The sequence below is a fragment of the Streptomyces sp. NPDC020362 genome, from assembly GCF_040642095.1.
Classification (GTDB): Bacteria; Actinomycetota; Actinomycetes; order Streptomycetales; family Streptomycetaceae; genus Streptomyces.
This window is the reverse complement of record NZ_JBFAET010000180.1, coordinates 1-18378: the sequence shown is the minus strand read 5'-3', so window position 1 is coordinate 18378 and position 18378 is coordinate 1. Positions and strand designations below refer to the sequence as shown.

Here is an 18378-nt window from a genome sequence, read left to right as displayed (position 1 = left end):
GACCATGGCTGGGCAACGTATGCAGACATGAGCAAGTGGATGCGGCCACCCTCGTGGACCTTCTGGGGCGGCGCGTCCACCCGGACGAACGCAAACGGCCCGGCATCCGGAGGACGGTTGCCGAACGCGGCGAACGGCGTTCGAAGAGCCACTGCGGGAAGCAACTGCCCTGCCGTAGCTCGGGGATGGCCAGTTCGATCGTTCCCGCGCGGGTCTCCCACTCGCGTGAACGACGGCCGTTGCGGTGGTTGACGCGTTCGTCGCCGGCCTGCCCGTGTGTGGCGCCGCAGACGGCGTCGGCCTCGGCGGACATCTGACCATTGCGCGGAGCAGATCGGGACTCGTAAGAGACCATCAGGCCGCCCAGGGAGAGCGGCCCTCCAGGACCAGTCCGCAGCTCGGTGGCCCACCGGAACGGCCCGGCATGGATCCGGCGAACGCCATGCCTCGACTGCTACCTCCGAGATCTTTTTACGGGCTCTTGTACTGCGCCGCAGCCTGGCTCGCGATGACGAGACTCTCCCCGCCAGTCCCGAAGCCATGATCCACATCGCGTCGATCGGCAACCCCGCCAAGCGCACAACGGGCGAGACCGCACCCAACCGGCGAGGCGCCCAATAGGACATACGGGGTGATCTACCTAGATCAAATGCCCTCTCGGGCCGCGCCGTAGGGGCATCCCTCCGGCACCCCTGTGGTCCGGTGCACGAAGGCCGGCCGCAGGTCGGGATCCTCGGGGTCGTAGTAGCGGTGGAACACCATGGTCGCCCCTCCGGACAGGGGCGGGACGATCCAGCTCCAGTCGGTCGGCACCGGGCGCCCGTGCCGCCTCTCGCGGTCCACGTGCGCGAGGAACCGCCGCGACTCCGTGTGGTGGTCTGCCATGGTCACCCCCGCCTGCTCGTAGGAATGCAGGACCGCCAGGTTGAGCTCGACCAGGGCGCGGTCCCGCCACAGGGTGCGCTCGTTGCGGGTGTCGAGGCCGAACAGCTCGGCGACGGTGGGGAGCAGATTGTAGCGGTCGGTGTCGGCGAGGTTGCGCGAGCCGATCTCGGTGCCCATGTACCAGCCGTTGAAGGGCGCGGCCGGGTACGTGACCCCGCCGATCTCCAGCGACATGTCGCTGACGGCCGGCACCGCGTACCAGCGCAGACCGAGGCTGGCGAACCCCGGATGGCGCGGATGCGTCAACGGCACCTCCAGCACGGCGTCCTCGGGCACCTCGTAGAATTCCGGGGTCGGGCCGGAGCCGGGCTGCACCAGCAACGGCAGCACCTCGAAGGGGGTTTCGCCGCCTTTCCAGCCCAAGTCCCGGGCCAGCGCCGCCCGGTGGGTGCTGCGCGGGTCGTCCGCGTAGCGCACCAGTTGCTCGCCCAGCAGCGTGGCGGCAGGACGGCCGGGGCGATCGGGGGCGAAGACGCTGATGACCGGCCGGATACGGCCTCCATTGGTCGCGATCCGCAGATGCTCGAAGCACTCACTGGCGATGTCGTCGGGATGCGTGACGTGCCGCAGGTCCCGCACGACCAGGTTGTTCCAGTAGAGCCGGCCTATGCAGCGCGCCGCGTTGCGCCAGGCCACCCGTGCGCCGAACGCAAGCTCCGCCGGGGTGTGTTCGTACGTACCGAAGCGCTCCACCTCCGCGGTGACCTCCGCGAGCCGCCGGCCCGGATCGCCGTCGCCCGGGTTCTCGGCGGCGTACTGGCGGATGAACACCTCGGCGGCCGCCAGGACGGCCTCGTGCGCCGGCGGGCGGCGCCGAGCCGGGTCGGACGAAGGTGGGAGTTGCACCGGATTCACTCCTGCTCGGGGTCTGGTGCTCACACGGGCCCGTGGCGCCGGCGGTGGTCCGGCGGCCGCTCGGCCGGGAGCGGACGGGTCGAAGCCGAGTCCGGTGGGCGGGCACGGCAAGCGAGTGGCCGCACGGCCGGGGCCGGGTCGGCCGGGTCGGGCCGGACGCTCAGTCCTCGGGCGGTTCCCGCAACTGCCGGGGCAGCAACGCGGCCTCGAGTGCGGGCACGTCGAAGGGGTCGAAATGGATCCGCTCCTGCGGGATGCCCTGCCGGGCCAGGGTGGCGCTGGCCTGCGTGACCATGCCCACCGGCCCGGAGAGGAACGCCTCGTGCCGGTACCACGGCCCGAACTCGTTCAGCACCCGCGGCAGGGTGCCCTCCAGCCCCGCAATACGCTCGTGCGACACCGCGGCCCGCACAGAGAGCCAGTGGTGCCGCTGGGACATCCTGAGCATGTCGTCCAGGCCGTAGAGCTCCTCGGCGGTCCGCGCGCCGACGAAGACGTCGACGTAGCGCTCTGTCCCGATGCGGGCCGCGTCCTCGACCAGGGCCTTGATGGGGGCCATGCCGGTTCCGCCGGCCACGCACACCAGATCCCGGTCGGTGCGCGGGTCGAGCGTCATGTCGCCCTGAGTGGGTCCGAGCCGCACCACGTCCCCGGGCTTGGCGCTGTAGACCAGGCCCCGGCTGACCTGGCCCTGGGTGACCGCACGCACGTGGAAGGTCACGGTGTTGTCCGCTCGCGGCGCGTGCGCGGGCGAGTAGTAGCGCCACGCCTTGGGATGCCAGGGCGTCTCCACGCTCGCGTACTGGCCTGCCGTGTACGGGTAGGGCGCGTCGGGCCGCACGGTGATTTCCGCGATGCCATGGCCGCGGTGCCGGTGGTGGATGATCTCCGCCTCCCACACCGCGGGCGCCGTGCGGGCGTCCTCCTCCGCGGCGTGCATCATCACCTGCGCGACGACGCCGTATCCGTGCGTCCATGCGGCGGCCAGCTCCGGGCTCCACGCCGGGCCGGCGTAGCGGGCCAGGGATGCGAGCAGGCACTCGCCCACCGCGGGGTAGTGGCCGTCCAGCGCCCCGAACTTGCGGTGGTCGCGACCGAGCCGGCCGCAGAACCGGATCAGGTTCTCCGGGTCGTCGACGAGGTCGACGATCTGCAGCAGCCCGCGCAGCAACCGGTCGCGCTGGACGTCCAGGTTGTCCGGGAAGAGCCCGCGCACCTCGGGGTGGCGCGCGAACAGAATGGCGTAGAAATACACCGTCATGTCGGCTGCTTGCGGGCCGACCACGGCCACGCTCGCGCGCATCAGGGCGATTTCCTCCGCGGTCAGCGGCACAAGGTCCGGCAGCGGACTCGGCGCCGGGGGCGAGGGAGTGGAAGGAGGTGCTGCTGATTCCGGTGACTGCGCCGTGGCATCCGCTGCGTCACGGCGTCCTCGAGGCGCACGGGAGAACATCACCGGGCGCCTCCCGTTTCAATTTGAATCGTCATCACCATGAGGGAAATTCAGTGTCAGAGCAGGGGGGACCGCCGCGACCGCTGCACAACCGGTCGCGGCTGCCGGGGACAGGTCGATGGCCGGCACGGCATTGCGCTGTGCCGGATGCCCACCCAGCACCCAGAAAGGGTCCGCCATTCGGCTGTGGCGCCGTCACGATACGACACCACGGATCAACTCGGCCGCACACGGGCGACTTGGGAACGGACGGGGCGGAACTCCCTGGGACGTCTTGCCGTTCAGTGGCGATCGGCAGGAACGCATTCACCCTAATACACAATCTTCACCCGTCAACCAAAGGATAGGCGCGACCTCCCCGCCACTTGCGCGCTTTCCCCCCATGGGCCGGCCTGCGATGCGTGTATTCGGCGCCGAGGAGGGGGAGTTGACGCGGAACCGAACGGAGGATGCTTGTGGAACCGGCCGGAATCAGGCCGCGGCGCGGCAGCCCGGCAACTCCAGGGAATCCGCTTCTACTTCTGCTGATGAGGCGTCGAAGCCCGCTCCGAATTGCCATCCGAAACCAGTCGGTTTCGCGAGCTGCGGTGGATTCAGAAGGCATGGCTCACGACAGCGTAATACCGGGTGAATTCACCGAGCTGAACGTGATCTCTGTCGGTAAATCCGGATAACCGGGGCACTCGGGTTCCTGGGCTGCGGTCCTGCTCTGGGAAATCCCTACCCTCTGGCAGGCCGGCGTCCCGGCGGCGCTGCACCGGCCGGATGCATCGCTCCGCCGGGGTTCCTTGGCACTGGCGGCGCCCGCTGGCGCAGGCGCCCGAGGCGCTGGGCTTCGCGGAGTTCGATCGCGAGCTTGACCGCGCGGTGCGGCTACGGATCCCCAGGCGTGTTGTCGACTCGCTGGGCGTGCGCTCATACAGCCTCGCAAGCCAAGTCGACGAGCCGTTCCACCGTGGGGTGCCAACTGAATCCGGTGGGCGAGGACCGCAAGCGGATCCGCGGCTGCCTGGGCGTAGGCGGACTGCAGGTGCCCGAGCGCACGGGCGGGTGGCGATGGCCTGCTGGTCGTGTTGGTGGAGTTGGTGCCAGTGTCGGGCTGCGATGACCGCGAGGACGGCCACGTCGAGGAACATCGCCGGCGGGGCACCGTCGCTTGGGGGCGGCGGTGTGCGCATGGCTCGAAGGGCGCCGGGCAGATTCGGCCTCGTGGGAAGTTCCCCGGCCGGCGCGTAACCTGAAGCAGTATGAAGATCCCCGTCGTGGATTCATGGTGTCGCAAACTGCTGTCACCAAAGGCACGACAAGCCTCTGACCTGCGAGGGGATGGGCGCGCATGAAAGTCTCCGTCTCCTCCGACATGGACGAACCTGTCGCCGGGCTCCTGGTGGAGGAGCTGCGCCGGCGCGGCCACGAGGTGCGCGTGCACGGTGCGCTGCGGCCCGGTGCCGACCCGCAGTGGGCGGTCTGCTCGGAGGCGGCCGCCCGTGACGTCGCCGAGGGTGCGGCCGACCAGGCGGTCGTGTGCTGCTGGACCGGCACCGGTGCCTCCATCGCGGCGAACAAGGTGCCGGGCGTCCGTGCGGCGCTGTGCACCGACGCCGCCACGGCCGACGGCGCGCGCCGCTGGAACGACGCCAACGTCCTGGCCCTCAGCCTGCGGCTGACTTCTGCACCGGTGCTGACGGAGATCCTCGACGCCTGGTTCGCCGCAGAAGCCAGCACGGATCCGGACGACGTGCAGAACGTCGCCCGCGTCGGCCGCCTCGACGCCGCCAGGAAGCTCTCCTAGGGGCGTACGGCGACCTGACGCGGGCCAGGGGCCGGTCGTTCGCTCGATGTGTCGTGTGCTCGGTGTCGGGTCGTGCTCGATGTCGTGTTACCCGGTGTCGGGTCCAGCTCGTCGCCGGGGTGTGCGCGGTGTCCGGTCGTCTCCGGTGTCCCGTCGTGTCCGTTGCCCGGCCGGGACTCAGTGGGCGCCCAGGCCGCCGCCGCCGAACGAGCCGCTCGTCCCCTTGCTCCAGCGCGGGCGGGCCTTCTCGGTGCCTGTCCTGGTGTGCATGTTGGTCAGCTCGTACGGGGTGAGCGCGTGACCGCCCTTGGGTACCCGCGGAATCTCCGTGGGTTCCCTGTTCTCCTGGATCTCGCGCACCGCGCCGCCCTCCGGCAGGTGTGGCTGTTCCTCGGGGCGTGGTCGAGGGGGTTCGCGGTATTTGATGCGAGAGTTCATCCAGAAGCCTCCGGCGAGCAGCGCCAGGACGGCCACGGCCATCAGGAAGAAGAAGAGGCTCGCCAGACCGCTTGCCGCGGCCAGCTGCGTCTGTGCGGTACTCATAGCACAGGAATACCCCGCCCAGAAGGGGACGAACCGGACACCGTGCGTGACTGCGGGGCCACGCATGACGGCCCCGCTGGGGCCGCGATGGCTCCGGCCGTGGCGTCCGAGCGCCCGGTAAGGGTGGTTTGCCCCGCCTCGGCCCGGCTACCCGGGCGGTGTGACACCTCCGACTTCGCAGCAGCAGCTCTACCGGTTCCTGGAGGACCGTTTCCTGTGCGCCCAGGCGTGCACGGAGTGCTCCAGGGCATGTGCGGTGCGTGCGAGCCTCCTGGATCCCGATGGCACCGAGCACCGGGACCGCGTGCGCCGGCTGGGCATCATGTGCGCCGAGGTGTGCGAAGTGACCTGCCGCATGCTGTCCGAGCAGAACCGTCAGGAAGAGGAAGGGATCAGGATCCAGCTGGAGTGGTGCCGCTCGGTCTGCCTGGAGTGCGCGCACGCCTTCGACGGGCAGTCCGGTGCCGAATCGGCCGCAGGGGCGTGCCGGTCCTGCGCCGGAGCCTGCACGGACTTCATGGCGAGCCTGAACTGAGCCGCGGCACGCCATTCCCAATTTCTGAAACACGTTCTACGGTGTGCGCCGTCAGGACCGCCCTTGGGGACCCTGGAGGCGCCGTGCACCTCGACCACACGCCCGAACAGCAGCGGCTGCGCAACGAACTGCGCACCTACTTCGCGGAGCTGGTGCCGGCGGGCGCCTACGCCCGGTACACCGACCCGGCCGCGCAGAAGCGGTTCTACCGCGAGACCATCCGGCGGCTCGGTGCGGACGGCTGGCTCGGCGTGGGCTGGCCGAAGGAGTACGGCGGGCGCGGGATGACGGCTATGGAGCAGTTCATCTTCTTCGACGAGGCCGCGCAGGCGGGCGTACCGCTGCCCTTGATGGCGCTGAACACCGTCGGTCCCACGCTCATGCGGTTCGGCACCGAGGAACAGCGCGCGTACTTCCTGCCCCGCATCCTCTCCGGCGAGATCGACTTCGCCATCGGCTACAGCGAGCCCGAGGCGGGCACCGACCTCGCCGCCCTGAAGACGCGGGCCGTGCGCGACGATGGGGGCACCTCCCGCTCGAGCGGAGCCGAGAGCGGGGGAGAGTACCTCGTGAACGGACAGAAGATCTGGACCACCAACGGCGACACCGCGGACTGGGTGTGGCTGGCCGTGCGCACCGACCCCGCGGCGCCGCCGCACAAGGGCATCACCATGCTCCTGGTGCCGACCTCCGACCCGGGCTACTCCTGCACCGTGATCAACACGCTCGCCTCGCACGACACGACAGCCAGCTACTACGAGGACATCCGCGTCCCCGTCTCCCGCCGCGTGGGCGAGGAGAACCAGGGCTGGCGGCTGATCACCAACCAGCTCAACCACGAACGCGTCACCCTCGCCGCCCACGGCACCATGGCGATCCGTGCCCTGCACGACGTGCAGCGCTGGGCGATGGAGACCAAGCTGGCCGACGGCCGCCGCGTGATCGACCTGCCCTGGGTGCGCCGCCTGCTCGCCCGCACCCACACCCGGCTGGACGCGATGAAGCTCCTGAACTGGCAGATGGTGACGGCCGTCCAGGACGGCACGCTCGCCCCGCAGGACGCCTCCGCCGTCAAGGTCTACGGCTCCGAGGCCCGCCGGGACGCCTACGCCTGGCTCATGGAGGCCGTCGCCGCAGCCGGGCCGCTCAAGGACGGCTCGGCGGGCGCCGTCCTGCACGGCGAACTGGAACGCGGCTACCGCTCGGCGGTCATCTTCACCTTCGGCGGCGGCAACAACGAGATCCAGCGCGAGATCATCTCGTGGATCGGGCTGGGGATGCCGAGGGTACGGCGCTGACAGGCTGCGACCACAGTCTTTGGCCGGCACAGAACGGGGATGGTGCTTCGACAGCTGTAGTACGTGGTCGTCACCGCCCGTGCCGTCCGTCCTCAGATGTCCGCGTGACGGGTCAGCGACAGCCGTCAGGCGGCACCTGAGGCGGTGATGACACGGGCAGGCTGTGAGCGCCATCGTGAGTGGGTCATGGGGGGGGCGGATGGGTCCCGTGTGCGCCGTCGCGGCTGGGTGCCGCGCGTGGTGCCGGTGGCGGCTGTACGGGCGGGACTGTTCTCGGTTCTCGGCACGGTGGTCGCAAGCACTGTCCACCATCTGGCGTTCGAGTGAGCCCTTCGTCGGGCGTGCGGGCTGCCGCGGCCCTCGTCTTCTTCGCCGTCGCCCTTCCAGGTGCGGGGCAGGAGAAGCGACTGGCTTGGCTCACGCACCTGTTTGGGAGTCGGGCCTCCGGCCGCACAGAGTCGGCAAACCCTTCGTCCGTGGTCCCAGGCGGCTTGGCGCCGTGAATCGGCGACAAGGTCCATCGCCCGCAGCCCGTTGCTGGCGACCCTGAGTGGGCCACCGCCTCGAAGACGCGCACTACCGGCATCATCACCAGGCTGACCGGCAACTCGATCGTGACGAGGTTGTGGTGCTGTCCGCCGGCGGTTTCGGGGGCCGGGGTGGGCAACTGCCGGTTGCAGGCGGGGTGGGCCTCCGCGAAAGTCAGGGGTTTCGACTGCCCGAAGGCGACGGGCGGTGGCGCGTGGCGGAGGACGGAGGCTATTTCAGGCCGATTGCGGCGCAGTCCGCCTTGTACTGCGGTGTGCAGATGTCCTTGACGGAGTAGACGCCGTCCGCGATCACCGTGTCCTTGATCTTGTCCTTCGTGAGGGCGGTCACCGGGACGAGCCTCGCGGGGACCTTCTTCGTCGTCGGGCTGTCGACCGTGTCGCGGGTCAGTGCGTCGAACTGGATGTCCTTGCCCTGGACCTTGTCCACCGCCATCTTCGCGGCGTCGGTGGCCTCGTCCAGGAACGACTTGTACACGGTCATGTACTGGTCGCCCGCAACGATCCGCTGTACGGCGTCCAGATTCGCGTCCTGTCCGGTCACCGGGGGGATCTTGGTGACCCCTGCCTCCCTCAGCGCGTCGATGACGGCGCCCGCCATGCCGTCGTTCGCCGAGTAGACGGCGGCGATGTTGTCCGGCCCGACCGACTGGATCGCCTCCTTCATATGCGCCTTGGCCACCGCGGGCGACCACTTGGCGGTGTCGTACTGCTTGACGATCTGGACTTGACCCTGGAGTTCGCCGAGCGCGCCCTCCTTGAACTGCGCTGTGTTCGGGTCGGCCGGGTCGCCGTTCATCATGACGATCTTGTTGTTCGACGCCTTCGAGCCGAGCGCCTGGATGATGGCGCGGCCCTGCACCTGGCCGACGAGCTCGTTGTCGTGCGAGACGTACGCGTCGATCGGCCCCTGGGCGAGGCGGTCGTACGCGATGACCGGTATGCCCGCGTCCTTGGCCTTCCGGACGGCCGGCGCGATGGCCTTGGCATCCACCGCGTCCACCAGAATGACGTCGACCTTCTCGTCCACCATCTGCTGGAACTGTCGACTCTGCATGGTCGGGCTGGTCTCGGCGTTGGCGTAGACGACCTTCCCCTTGCCGTGAGTGAGGGAGGTGACCTCCTTCTTGAAGATGGGGTAGTCGAACTTCTCGAATCGTGCCGTGTCCTTGTCGGGCAGGAGCAGCCCCACCGAGATCTTGTCCCCCTTCTTCGAGGACGCGGAGCTGCCGCTCCCGGCGGCGCTTCCGGTTGCGCTGCACGCGGTGAGTGTGAGTGCGGACGTGGAGGCCGCGAGGACAACCGCGACATGACACGCGACGGTGGTCCTGTAGGTGGTACGAGCGTTCACATTACGTGCCTTCCGAAATGGGGGGCATCATGGCGACCCAAGCGACGGAAGCAAACGCGGAAACACCACGGAACGTCAAGATGTAAGGACAACATGGTGGTTGAGGTGTGACATTCACATCTCCGCCCGCCCAGGTGCCGCAGGGCTGTCCCTGCAGGTCAGAGCGATGCTGTCCAGGCCGCCGCGGACATCACCACGGTCACGGATTTTCTGTCCGGGGAAGAAGATGTGCTGCAAGAACCTGCGTGACCGTCCTGCCGTTGCGCTGTCGGCCCGTTCCGTGTGTACGCGGGCGGGAACCCGCGAGGGCCGTACGTTGCGCCCCAGTAGCCTGCGTACCGCCTGGAGCGTCCAGGCCAGGTGGAAGTGCCGGCCGGCTACCGTCCTGTTCCCTCCGGTTTTCTCGCCGACCTTGAAGCCTGCGCGCACCAGCTCGGCCTCCGAGAAGGCTGGGCGACGAGGACTTCATCGCTCCTGGGGGCGACTGCGGGCTCCCCGCGCATACCCGCGCCAGATCCGCCTCCCGCACGACGTGCAGCAGGCCGGGTGCACGGCGGGAGAAAGGATTTCGTGCGCTGGGTGCCGCCCGCGTGTACCAATGTGCCAAGAAGGCTCGGCAGCCGTCGCCGCGGAATACCGCCGCTGGTTGGCAACGGCGCAGGTCGGCGGCGACAAGAGGTGACAACCCATGGCTGTGGTCGCAGAGGCGGCCGACGACGCCATTGTCAGTCCCCCCTGCCATCATCCCGCCATGCTGTACGACGCATGGGTGGCCGAATCCCGCAGGAACAACTCGTTCGACGACGTGCGGTCCGCCGTGCTCAGCCGCGTCCGCCGGCCCGTCGACCTTCTGGAACGTCAGAGGACCGAGATCCGGCGGTACATGGGGACCGGGCACCGCCGATCCGGAGCGGCGGGCGCGGCGACCCGGTCCGAGATCGACGGGCGGCTCGCGGCCTGCACGGACGAGGCACGCATCCCCGAGGGGCTCATCCCTGCCCACACTCCCTGGGCCGCTCCGATGAGAGACCGCGCGAAGGCCTCTCCGGCGCCGGAACTGGCCGGCCTTCTGGGGCACTTGACGAATCTGTCGGGACCGCGCCCCACCCGGAAGCGGCGGCCGACATGCCTCGGACTCGCGGAGGCGGCGTCGGAGCGGGACCTCGTGCCGCCGTCCTGCGGGCGCCGGCCGAGGACGTTCCGTTGTGCAGCGGGGGCGACGGCAAGGTCTTCCTGCCGTTCGAGGACGAACGGCTCTCCGTGATCCTCAGCAAGGCGTTCCTGCTCGCCGCCGACGCCAGGATCACCGACAGGACGATCGTCCACCAGATCAAGAGGGGCGCCTGATGAACCTCGCAGCCCGGCTGACGCGCGCGCTGACCGACCCGGACTTCACCCTCGAGGACGACGAAAGGCGCCCGGACCTGTCACAGGTCTCCGACGAGGAACTCGGCAGCCTCTTCGTGACGGCCTGCCGAATGGACGCCTCGGCCACGTACCCGAGAACGACGGTCCGCTTCGCGGTCGAGGACGCGGCCCGCGAACGGCAGCCGCGCTACACGCCCGACGCGTGCCGCCGGATGTTCGAGGCACTCGTCGAAAGGTGTGAGGAGCACGGCTGGGCGGACCTCACCCTGGGCCTCGACGCACTGGAACACTGCACAGGACCGCTGCCCGACGTGTCCGAACCGGCCCGCGCCCTGGTCGGGTTCTGGCTGGAGCAGAACACCGTGCGTCAGCCGTACGCGCTGCTCGCGGTCGCGGGGCTCGCCGGCGACAGGGCCCTGCGCACGGCCGTGGAACGTCTCACCCGCGACGTGGGCCCCATCGCCGCCGACGAGATCGCCGTCCTCGCCGGCCTCGCCCTGGCCGAGCGCAGGCTGCTGTCCGGGATCGACCGGGACCACAGGTTCGTCCCGCCGCTCGCGCACACATGGCGCAAGGCGGCCGACAACCCTGCCTACGTGGCGTTCGCCCGCCGCGCCCTTGAGGCGGCGGCCGACCGTACCGACGCGATCCGGGCCGGCGAGATCCCCTACCGGGCGGACAAGGCGTTCAACGACCGGGAGATCACAGCGCTCGGACAGGCCCTTCGGGTGGCGCTGCTGCGCGACGAGCCCTGGCTGCCGGAGCTGTTCGAGCGGCTGCTGCCGGGCATCGCCCTCGCCCCGACGGCGGCGAGGACGCTTCCCTCGCAGGCCCTGCTGTACGAGGTGGTCCGCGCCGCGCAGGACTTCCCGACGCCCGAGCTGGTGACCGCGATCCGTACCCTGCGCCGGACCGTCCGGCACGCCGGGGTGCCCAAACAGCTCGACAAGATGCTGAAGAAGGTCGACGCGGCCTTGGCCGAGCGCACCGACGTGGCACTGCGGCTGCCGAGGATGGAGTTCGACACCGAACCCGTCGGCGGCTCGGCAGCGGGCGGCGTCCTGCGCCGGACGGCCGGTGACCACCAGGCCGTCGTCAGGGTCGCCGAGACCGCCACGCTGACCTGGGAGAAGGACGGCCGCCCGCTGCGCAGCGTCCCGGCGCCGGTCCGCCGCGACCACGCCGCCCTGGTCAAGGAGCTGCGCGACCTGGTGAAGCGGGTGAATGCCCAACTGGTCACCCTCGTACGTGCGTTGGAGGGCGGCTTCACCCTGGACGCCGTCCACCCGTACGGCTGGTGGCGCACCGAGCTGGCCGGGCACCCCCTCGCCCGGACCCTGGTGCGTCGGCTGATCTGGGAGGTCGAGGTCGCCCCCGGCGAATGGCGGGCCGTACTGCCCGAGACGGACGAGCAGCTTCCCGACGCCCCCGACGACGCCTCCGTACGGCTCTGGCACCCGCTCCGCTCCACCCCCCACGCCGTACGGGCCTGGCGGGACCTGCTCACCGAGCGGTGCATACGGCAGCCGTTCAAGCAGGCGTTCCGCGAGATCTATCTCCTCACCCCGGCCGAGGAGGAGACCCGCGTCTACTCCAACCGCTTCGCCGCCCACCTCGTCCACTACCGCAGGATGTTCGCCCTGTTCCGCGCCCGGGGATGGAAGAGCGGCCGGCTCGGCCCCTGGGACGGCGGGGACGGCGACGAGGCCGAGCGCACCCTCGCGGCGGGGGAGTGGCGGGTCCGCTTCTCCCACACCTGGGCCGACTGGGCGGGCGAGGACGAACTGGCCTCGACCGACCAGGTGCGGTTCGACCGCCGTGCGCAGAGCGGCGCCTGGCGCGAGGCGCCGCTCGCCGACGTGCCCCCGCTTGTGTTCAGCGAGGCGATGCGCGACGTGGACCTCTTCGTCGGCGTGACCTCGATCGCCGCCGACCCCGACTGGACCGACGGCGGCCCCGAGCGCGCCTATTGGGAGCGGGCCTCCTCCGCCGAGCTGACGGAGAGCGCCGTGGCGCGCCGAGACGTCCTGGAGCGGATCCTGCCGCGTCTGAAGATCGCCGACCGGTGCACGCTCGACGGCCGCTTCCTGATCGTCCGTGGCGATCTGCGCACGTACCGGATCCATCTGGGCTCGGCCAACATCCTGATGGAGCCGGACGCCAGCTACCTGTGCATCGTTCCGTCCCGGCGCCCGGGGGACGGCAAGGTGTTCCTGCCGTTCGAGGACGACCGGCTCTCCCTGATCCTCAGCAAGGCAGTGCTGCTCGCCGCCGACACCGGGATCACCGACGAGACCATCCTCATGCAGATCAAGCGAGGTGCCTGATGGCCACCGTGACGTTCCGGGACGAGACCGCGACGGGCAAGCGGGTCACCGAGTGGACGGTCGCCGGGCTGCCGGAACGGATGACCGTACGTGAGCTGATCAGGCTCCGGGTCCGCGAGGAGGTGGCCCGGCACAACGCCCGCCCGGGCAACCGCTTCAACGGGCTCGTCCGCCCCGACGACGCGGAGACGGAGCTGAACGGCTACCTTCTGCGCGAGGCCCGCCGCATCGACTGGGAGCGCCAGGCCGAGATCGCCGAGCGCGCCTTCCTGGCCAACGGGTTCTTCGTGCTGGCCGGCGATCGCCAGGTCGACGGCCTCGACGACGTCGTCGATCTCACCGTCGATCCGGGTCTGGTCTTCATCAAGCTCGTCGCCCTCGTCGGCGGCTGAGAGACCGGAATGTCCCGGCCGGTCCGGGGGCTCCTGTCCGCACGCCCGGACCGGCGGGTCCACGGGCCCCGGGAACGGCGGACCCCGGCCGTAGCGGGCGGCAACGCCTGTGCCGTGTGCGGGAGTTGACGGGTCCTTCGGCGGCTGCTTCACTGCAGCAGTGGCTGATCCACTGAACCACTGAGCCACCCCGGTTCCGATCCGTCGGGCGTCACCGCGGGGACGGGGCCGTGGCTGCTGACGGCATTCCTTGCCGGTCCGGAGCAGTGGTCGCACCGCCTTGCGGGGTGGCGTGCCCGGCCGGAAGGCCAGGGAATGTCATGAACGCTTCAGCGTCGCACTCTGCCGTCCGCTCGGCAGGGCGCGAGGTGTGAAGCCCCATCGCACGAGGCGCCCGAGAACCCTCGGATCCGCCCATCGCCGGTCTGCGGCCGTCCTCCACGAAGGGGCGGCGGCGGCCACTGCAGAAGGAGCATGGTGAGCAGAGCATTGAAACGGCGTGGCGCCCTGATCGGCATGATGTTGTGCGTAGTCGCCGGCGCGGCCCAGCCGGCGTTCGCCTCGGCGGTGGCGGACCCGGGCGGCCGGCCCGCGGCGCCCCGGACTTCCCCGGTCCACGAGACCGAGCAGGGGATCGCGCGGTCACTGGCCTCCTCGCTCCGGAATCCGCAGTGGAGGGCACAGGTGCGCTCGGCCGCGCTCGGCGCACGAGACGTGGACCTGCAGAGCCTGGCAGCCGGAGCCGCCGGCCCGGCGGGAAGGCATCTGCACACCTCGGTCGCCGCCGCCGACAGACGCATCGTGGGCCTCAAAGGCCTGCCCGCATCGACCGGATCGCTGCTGCGTCTGCGCCTGGGTGCGCCCGCCATGCGCGCGCACCTGAGCGTCGGCACCACCCCGTGGGTCGCCGTCGCGGCGGCCGACGACCACGCCAGGGCCCTCACGGCGTACGACAGCCGGGGCCGCGCTCATGTCGTGGACACCTCCCGGGTGCCCGAGCGTCCCCTGTACATCCTGGACGTCGACGTCTCCAAGGCCCGCCGGGCCGGACTGGCGGTGCTGCACAAAGCACTCGCCGACAAGGGCCTCGACTCACCCGGGGTCACGTCCGCGAACGCCCCCGACGCGGCGGGCTGGTGGGCCACCAAGGTCACCGCCGTCGAGGTGAAGGACGACGAGGAGCCCTGGTTCAAGGGCGCCGCCGAGATGTTCTCCCTGGTGACCGGTTTCGGGCCGGACGGCAAGGCGCGCGTCGACTCGGTCGACATGCCGTACCTCGACTACGACAACACCGTCTACTACCCGAACCAGATCCTGGTCAACTGGTCGAACTACAAGTACAACCTCGCCGACGTCGTCATGATGGAGGACGACGACGGCACCAACTACAAGGCGCTCGCCCAGGCGCTCACCACGGCCCTGCTCACCGTCACCGACCAGGGCGCCTACATCCCGCTGGTCAACGCGGTCCTGGGCGCGATGCCCGACTCCTGGTTCACCGACGACCCCGACTATGTGGAGTCCTGGTACACCCTGTCCAAGAACTCCACGGGCCGGCTGAACGGTGCTGCGGGCAACGGCTGGATGACGGTCGAGCCGTACTTCGTCGAGCAGTTCTGACCGTCGCGCGCGCCGAACGGGCCTCGCGCGGGAGAGGGGCGACTGGGCCCGGCGGAAGCCGGGAGTTGCCAGGGTGCGTGATCGCAGTGCCCCTCTCCCGTCAGGGCGTCGTCCGCCGGGCGGCGGCCCGGAGAGGCCGATTCCGCACGGGATGAGCAAGCGCTTAGTAGGATGGGTGGTGGACAGTCCGAGCGACAGGGGAGGACAGCTATGGCGACGTCGCAGGCCGAGGCCTTCTACGAGCGGGAGGCCACCGGCCGGTTCCTGCCGACCGCCTACACCCGCGGGCCCTGGGACCCCGACTCCCAGCACGCCGGTCCGCCGGCCGCTCTGCTGGGGCTGGCCGTGGAAGAACGGCCGGGCCGACGCCCGGAGATGCGGGTCGCCCGGCTCAGCTACGAGATCATGCGGCCCGTCCCGATCCGGCCGCTGACCGTCACCACGCGTGTGCTGCGGTCCGGACGCAGCGTCGAGCTCGTCGAGGTCGGACTGACACCCGAGGGCGGCGAGGAGGTGATGCGGGCGACGGCCCTGCTGATGAAGGCGACGCCGGATGCGGTACCGGAGGTGTCACCGAGCCGGCAGGTACCCCCGCCCGGGGCCGGACAACCGGAACCGTTCTTCCCGGTCCCGTGGGACCAGGGCTACCACGCGGCCATGGACATCCGCTTCACCGCCGGTTCGTTCCTCGAACGAGGCCCGGCCACGGCGTGGATGCGCATGAGGATCCCCCTCGTCGCGGGCGAGGAGATCACGCCGCTCAGCCGGGTGCTGACGGCTGCGGACTCCGGCAACGGCGTCAGTACCGAGCTGGACTTCCACCGTTACGTCTTCATCAACCCCGACCTCACCGTCGGCCTGCACCGCCACCCCGAGGGCGAGTGGGTCTGCCTGGACGCCCGGTCGATGGTGGACGGGGCAGGCATCGGGCTGGCCGAGTCCGCCCTGCACGACGAGAAGGGCCCGCTCGGCCGCAGCACTCAGACCCTGTACGTGGCCGCGCGCGGCTGATCCGATGCCACGCCGATCCACCCGCGGTGCAGCGCCACGCCGATCCATCCCCCGTGCAGCGCCGCGACGACCCGGGGCGCATGGGGGATCGGCTCATCGGCCGCCTCGTGAACCCCTGGATCCTGGTCGCGGAGGAGGCCGTCCCGGGTGGCGGGATCGCACACCGGCCGGCCCGCGACTTGCGCGCGGGCCTTGCTGCCGGCCGTGCGGCCCGCACACACTGCCGGTGTGGACGGCACTGACACGGGCGACCCCGGCCTCTTCGGCCCCTCGTCGGTGACCTGGCAGATGCACGGCGACCCCATGATGTGGGTCGCCGGCGTCCGCGCGCTGTACCTCCAGGCGCTGCACCCGCGCGCGGTCCGGGGCGTCCTGCAGAACTCCGACTTCCGCCGCGACGCCTGGGGACGGCTGATGCGCACCGCGAACTTCGTCGGCACGACGACGTACGGCACCACCGAGGCGGCCGAGCGGGCGGGCGCCCGGGTGCGGAAGATCCACCGCATGCTCACGGCGACCGATCCCGGCACCGGCGAGCGCTACGGCGTCGACGAACCCGGGCTACTGCTGTGGGTGCACTGCGCCGAGATCGACTCCTACCTGCACGTCCTGCGCCGCTCGGGCTTCCCCCTCACCGACGCCCAGGCCGACCGCTACCTCGCCGAACACCGCGTCAGTGCCCGTCTGGTGGGCCTCGACCCGGACGCCGTACCGGCCGGCCTGACCGGGATGGCCGCCTACTTCGAGAAGATGCGGCCGGAGCTGGCCGCGGGACCCGAGGCGCGCGAGGTGGACGACTTCCTCCTCCGCCCGCCGACGCACCCCCTCCTCGTACCGGCGCGCGAGGTGCTGTGGCAGCGCGTGGCGCAGCTGGCGTACGCCTCTCTGCCTCCATACGCCCACGAGTTGTACGGCAGACCGGCCCCCGCACCCGCCGTCGTCACCCGTCGGCTGCGGGCCACAGGCGCCCTGCTGCGCCGCATTCCCGCACGTCTGCGCTGGCAGCTGCCGCCCAAACACATCCTGCGGGCCATGGCGAGGCTCGGCCCGAGTGCGCGACCGGCACCGTACAAACCGGGGCGATAGACCGCCATACTGGACGAGCAGGGGGTGTGTCACGGATCGGACCGCGTTCCGCGCGGTCGCGGCGCCGGGGCCGGGTCCCCCAGGGGGCGGGGCGGACGGCGACGGGGGCGACGGCGCGCGATGGGGGAGAACAGGCTGATTCAGGGCCGGTACCGGCTGCTCGATCTGATCGGGCGCGGCGGCATGGGCGAGGTGTGGCGGGCCCGCGACGAGTCGCTCGGGCGGCAGGTCGCGGTGAAGTGCCTCAAGCCGCTCGGCCCGCACCACGACCCGTCGTTCACCCGGATCGTGCAGGAGCGGTTCCGGCGGGAGGCCAGAGTGGCCGCCGCCCTCTCGCACCGCGGCGTGACCGTGGTCCACGACTTCGGCGAGGACGACGGCGTTCTCCACCTGGTCATGGAGCTGCTGGAGGGACGCGACCTGAGCCGGCTCCTGGAGGACAACAAGGGGCATCCGCTGCCCGTGGACGATGTGATCGACATCGCGGAACAGGTCGCCTCCGCCCTCGCCTACACCCACCAGCAGGGCATAGTGCACCGCGACCTGAAGCCGGCCAACATCGTGCGGCTGGCCGACGGCACGGTGAAGATCTGTGACTTCGGCATAGCCCGCCTCGGCCACGACATCGGCTTCACCACCCGGCTGACCGGCACCGGCATCGCGATGGGCACCCCGCACTACATGTCCCCGGAGCAGATCGGCGGATCCGAGGTCGACCACCGCAGCGACCTGTACTCGCTCGGCTGCGTCCTGTACGAGATCGCCACCGGGGCACCGCCGTTCGACCTGGACGACGCCTGGGCGATCCTCATCGGCCACCGCGACACCCCGCCGCGCCCGCCGCGCCTCCACCGCCCCGAACTGCCCGCCCGCTTCGAGCGCATCGTCCTCGACCTGCTGGCCAAACACCCCGAGGAACGGCCGTACGACGCGCGCGAGCTGAGCCTCCGTCTGGCCGGAGAGCGAAGGACGCCCGGGTACGTACCGACGGTCGTCGCGCGACGGCCGCGACCCGACGACGCGGATCACCGCGAGGGGCTCCTGCCGCCCTGGACCCGGGGAATGACCACCGGCCACAAGGCGGTCGGTTCCGGACTGCGTACCGTCCCGCCGGATGCCGGGGCCGCCCTGACCGGGGCATGGACCGCGCGCCCGGCCGCCGCGGTGGCGGTGCTGTCCCGGCCGTCGCCCGACGCCGTCACCGCCCACACCGCACGGCACCACGAGGGCCACGCGCACGCCCGGCGCGGGCGG

14 protein-coding genes and 2 pseudogenes are annotated in these 18378 nt (G+C 70.6%); 11 read left to right on the top strand and 5 right to left on the bottom strand.

The features are described 5' to 3' along the window. Positions 1 to 262, bottom strand: a pseudogene (locus AB0H32_RS38210) (transposase); the annotation flags it as partial. 218 nt (positions 263 to 480) lie between these two features. Here AB0H32_RS38210 and AB0H32_RS38205 point away from each other — a divergent pair. Beyond that, positions 481 to 621 (top strand): annotated as a pseudogene (locus tag AB0H32_RS38205) (IS5/IS1182 family transposase); the annotation flags it as partial. Between the two features lie 24 nt (positions 622 to 645). Here AB0H32_RS38205 and AB0H32_RS38200 read toward each other — a convergent pair. Together AB0H32_RS38200 and AB0H32_RS38195 are read right to left on the bottom strand one after the other, a co-directional pair. Further along, positions 646 to 1731: a nitric oxide synthase oxygenase gene (locus AB0H32_RS38200; protein WP_361130917.1), complete on the bottom strand. Its 1086-nt coding sequence runs from the start codon at positions 1729 to 1731 to the stop codon at positions 646 to 648. A 229-nt stretch (positions 1732 to 1960) separates the two neighbouring features. Further along, positions 1961 to 3103 carry a globin domain-containing protein gene (locus AB0H32_RS38195; protein WP_361130911.1) on the bottom strand — a complete coding sequence of 381 codons (1143 nt, stop codon included), beginning with the start codon at positions 3101 to 3103 and terminating at the stop codon, positions 1961 to 1963. A 1486-nt stretch (positions 3104 to 4589) separates the two neighbouring features. Here AB0H32_RS38195 and AB0H32_RS38190 point away from each other — a divergent pair. Next, complete coding sequence (locus tag AB0H32_RS38190; protein WP_361130908.1) at positions 4590 to 5045, top strand: RpiB/LacA/LacB family sugar-phosphate isomerase; 456 nt, start codon at positions 4590 to 4592, stop codon at positions 5043 to 5045. Between the two features lie 177 nt (positions 5046 to 5222). On the opposite strand, the gene AB0H32_RS38185 is transcribed toward AB0H32_RS38190, so the two are convergent. Further along, complete coding sequence (locus tag AB0H32_RS38185) at positions 5223 to 5588, bottom strand: DUF6479 family protein (protein WP_361130905.1); 366 nt, start codon at positions 5586 to 5588, stop codon at positions 5223 to 5225. 160 nt (positions 5589 to 5748) lie between these two features. Between AB0H32_RS38185 and AB0H32_RS38180 the strand changes: the two genes are divergently transcribed. Together AB0H32_RS38180 and AB0H32_RS38175 are read left to right on the top strand one after the other, a co-directional pair. Beyond that, positions 5749 to 6123 carry a ferredoxin gene (locus tag AB0H32_RS38180; RefSeq protein ID WP_361130902.1) on the top strand — a complete coding sequence of 125 codons (375 nt, stop codon included), beginning with the start codon at positions 5749 to 5751 and terminating at the stop codon, positions 6121 to 6123. 83 nt (positions 6124 to 6206) lie between these two features. Continuing rightward, positions 6207 to 7421, top strand: a complete 1215-nt coding sequence (locus AB0H32_RS38175) for an acyl-CoA dehydrogenase family protein (RefSeq protein ID WP_361130899.1) — start codon at positions 6207 to 6209, stop codon at positions 7419 to 7421. 759 nt (positions 7422 to 8180) lie between these two features. Here the strand turns inward: AB0H32_RS38175 and AB0H32_RS38170 are convergent. Beyond that, entirely contained in the window at positions 8181 to 9320 is a 1140-nt protein-coding gene (locus AB0H32_RS38170; protein WP_361130896.1) for a substrate-binding domain-containing protein, read from the bottom strand. Positions 9321 to 10445: 1125 nt separating this feature from the next. Here AB0H32_RS38170 and AB0H32_RS38165 point away from each other — a divergent pair. The 7 genes from AB0H32_RS38165 to AB0H32_RS38135 form a co-directional block, all read left to right on the top strand. Next, the gene (locus tag AB0H32_RS38165; RefSeq protein WP_361130893.1) at positions 10446 to 10667 is read left to right on the top strand and encodes a hypothetical protein; all 222 of its coding nucleotides are present in this window, start codon (positions 10446 to 10448) and stop codon (positions 10665 to 10667) included. Next, positions 10667 to 13015, top strand: a complete 2349-nt coding sequence (locus AB0H32_RS38160; RefSeq protein ID WP_361130890.1) for a DUF4132 domain-containing protein — start codon at positions 10667 to 10669, stop codon at positions 13013 to 13015. The genes AB0H32_RS38165 and AB0H32_RS38160 overlap by 1 nt, the downstream gene beginning before the upstream one ends. Beyond that, positions 13015 to 13407, top strand: a complete 393-nt coding sequence (locus AB0H32_RS38155; RefSeq protein ID WP_361130887.1) for a hypothetical protein — start codon at positions 13015 to 13017, stop codon at positions 13405 to 13407. Before AB0H32_RS38160 ends, AB0H32_RS38155 begins: the two co-directional genes overlap by 1 nt. 516 nt (positions 13408 to 13923) lie before the next feature. Then, positions 13924 to 15027, top strand: a complete 1104-nt coding sequence (locus AB0H32_RS38150) for a DUF3103 family protein (protein ID WP_361130884.1) — start codon at positions 13924 to 13926, stop codon at positions 15025 to 15027. Between the two features lie 210 nt (positions 15028 to 15237). Beyond that, the gene (locus AB0H32_RS38145) at positions 15238 to 16038 is read left to right on the top strand and encodes a thioesterase family protein (protein ID WP_361130881.1); all 801 of its coding nucleotides are present in this window, start codon (positions 15238 to 15240) and stop codon (positions 16036 to 16038) included. Positions 16039 to 16326: 288 nt separating this feature from the next. Continuing rightward, positions 16327 to 17124: an oxygenase MpaB family protein gene (locus AB0H32_RS38140; protein ID WP_361130914.1), complete on the top strand. Its 798-nt coding sequence runs from the start codon at positions 16327 to 16329 to the stop codon at positions 17122 to 17124. A gap of 120 nt (positions 17125 to 17244) precedes the next feature. Continuing rightward, on the top strand, positions 17245 to 18378 hold a 1134-nt coding region (locus AB0H32_RS38135), incomplete at its 3' end, for a serine/threonine-protein kinase (RefSeq protein WP_361130878.1).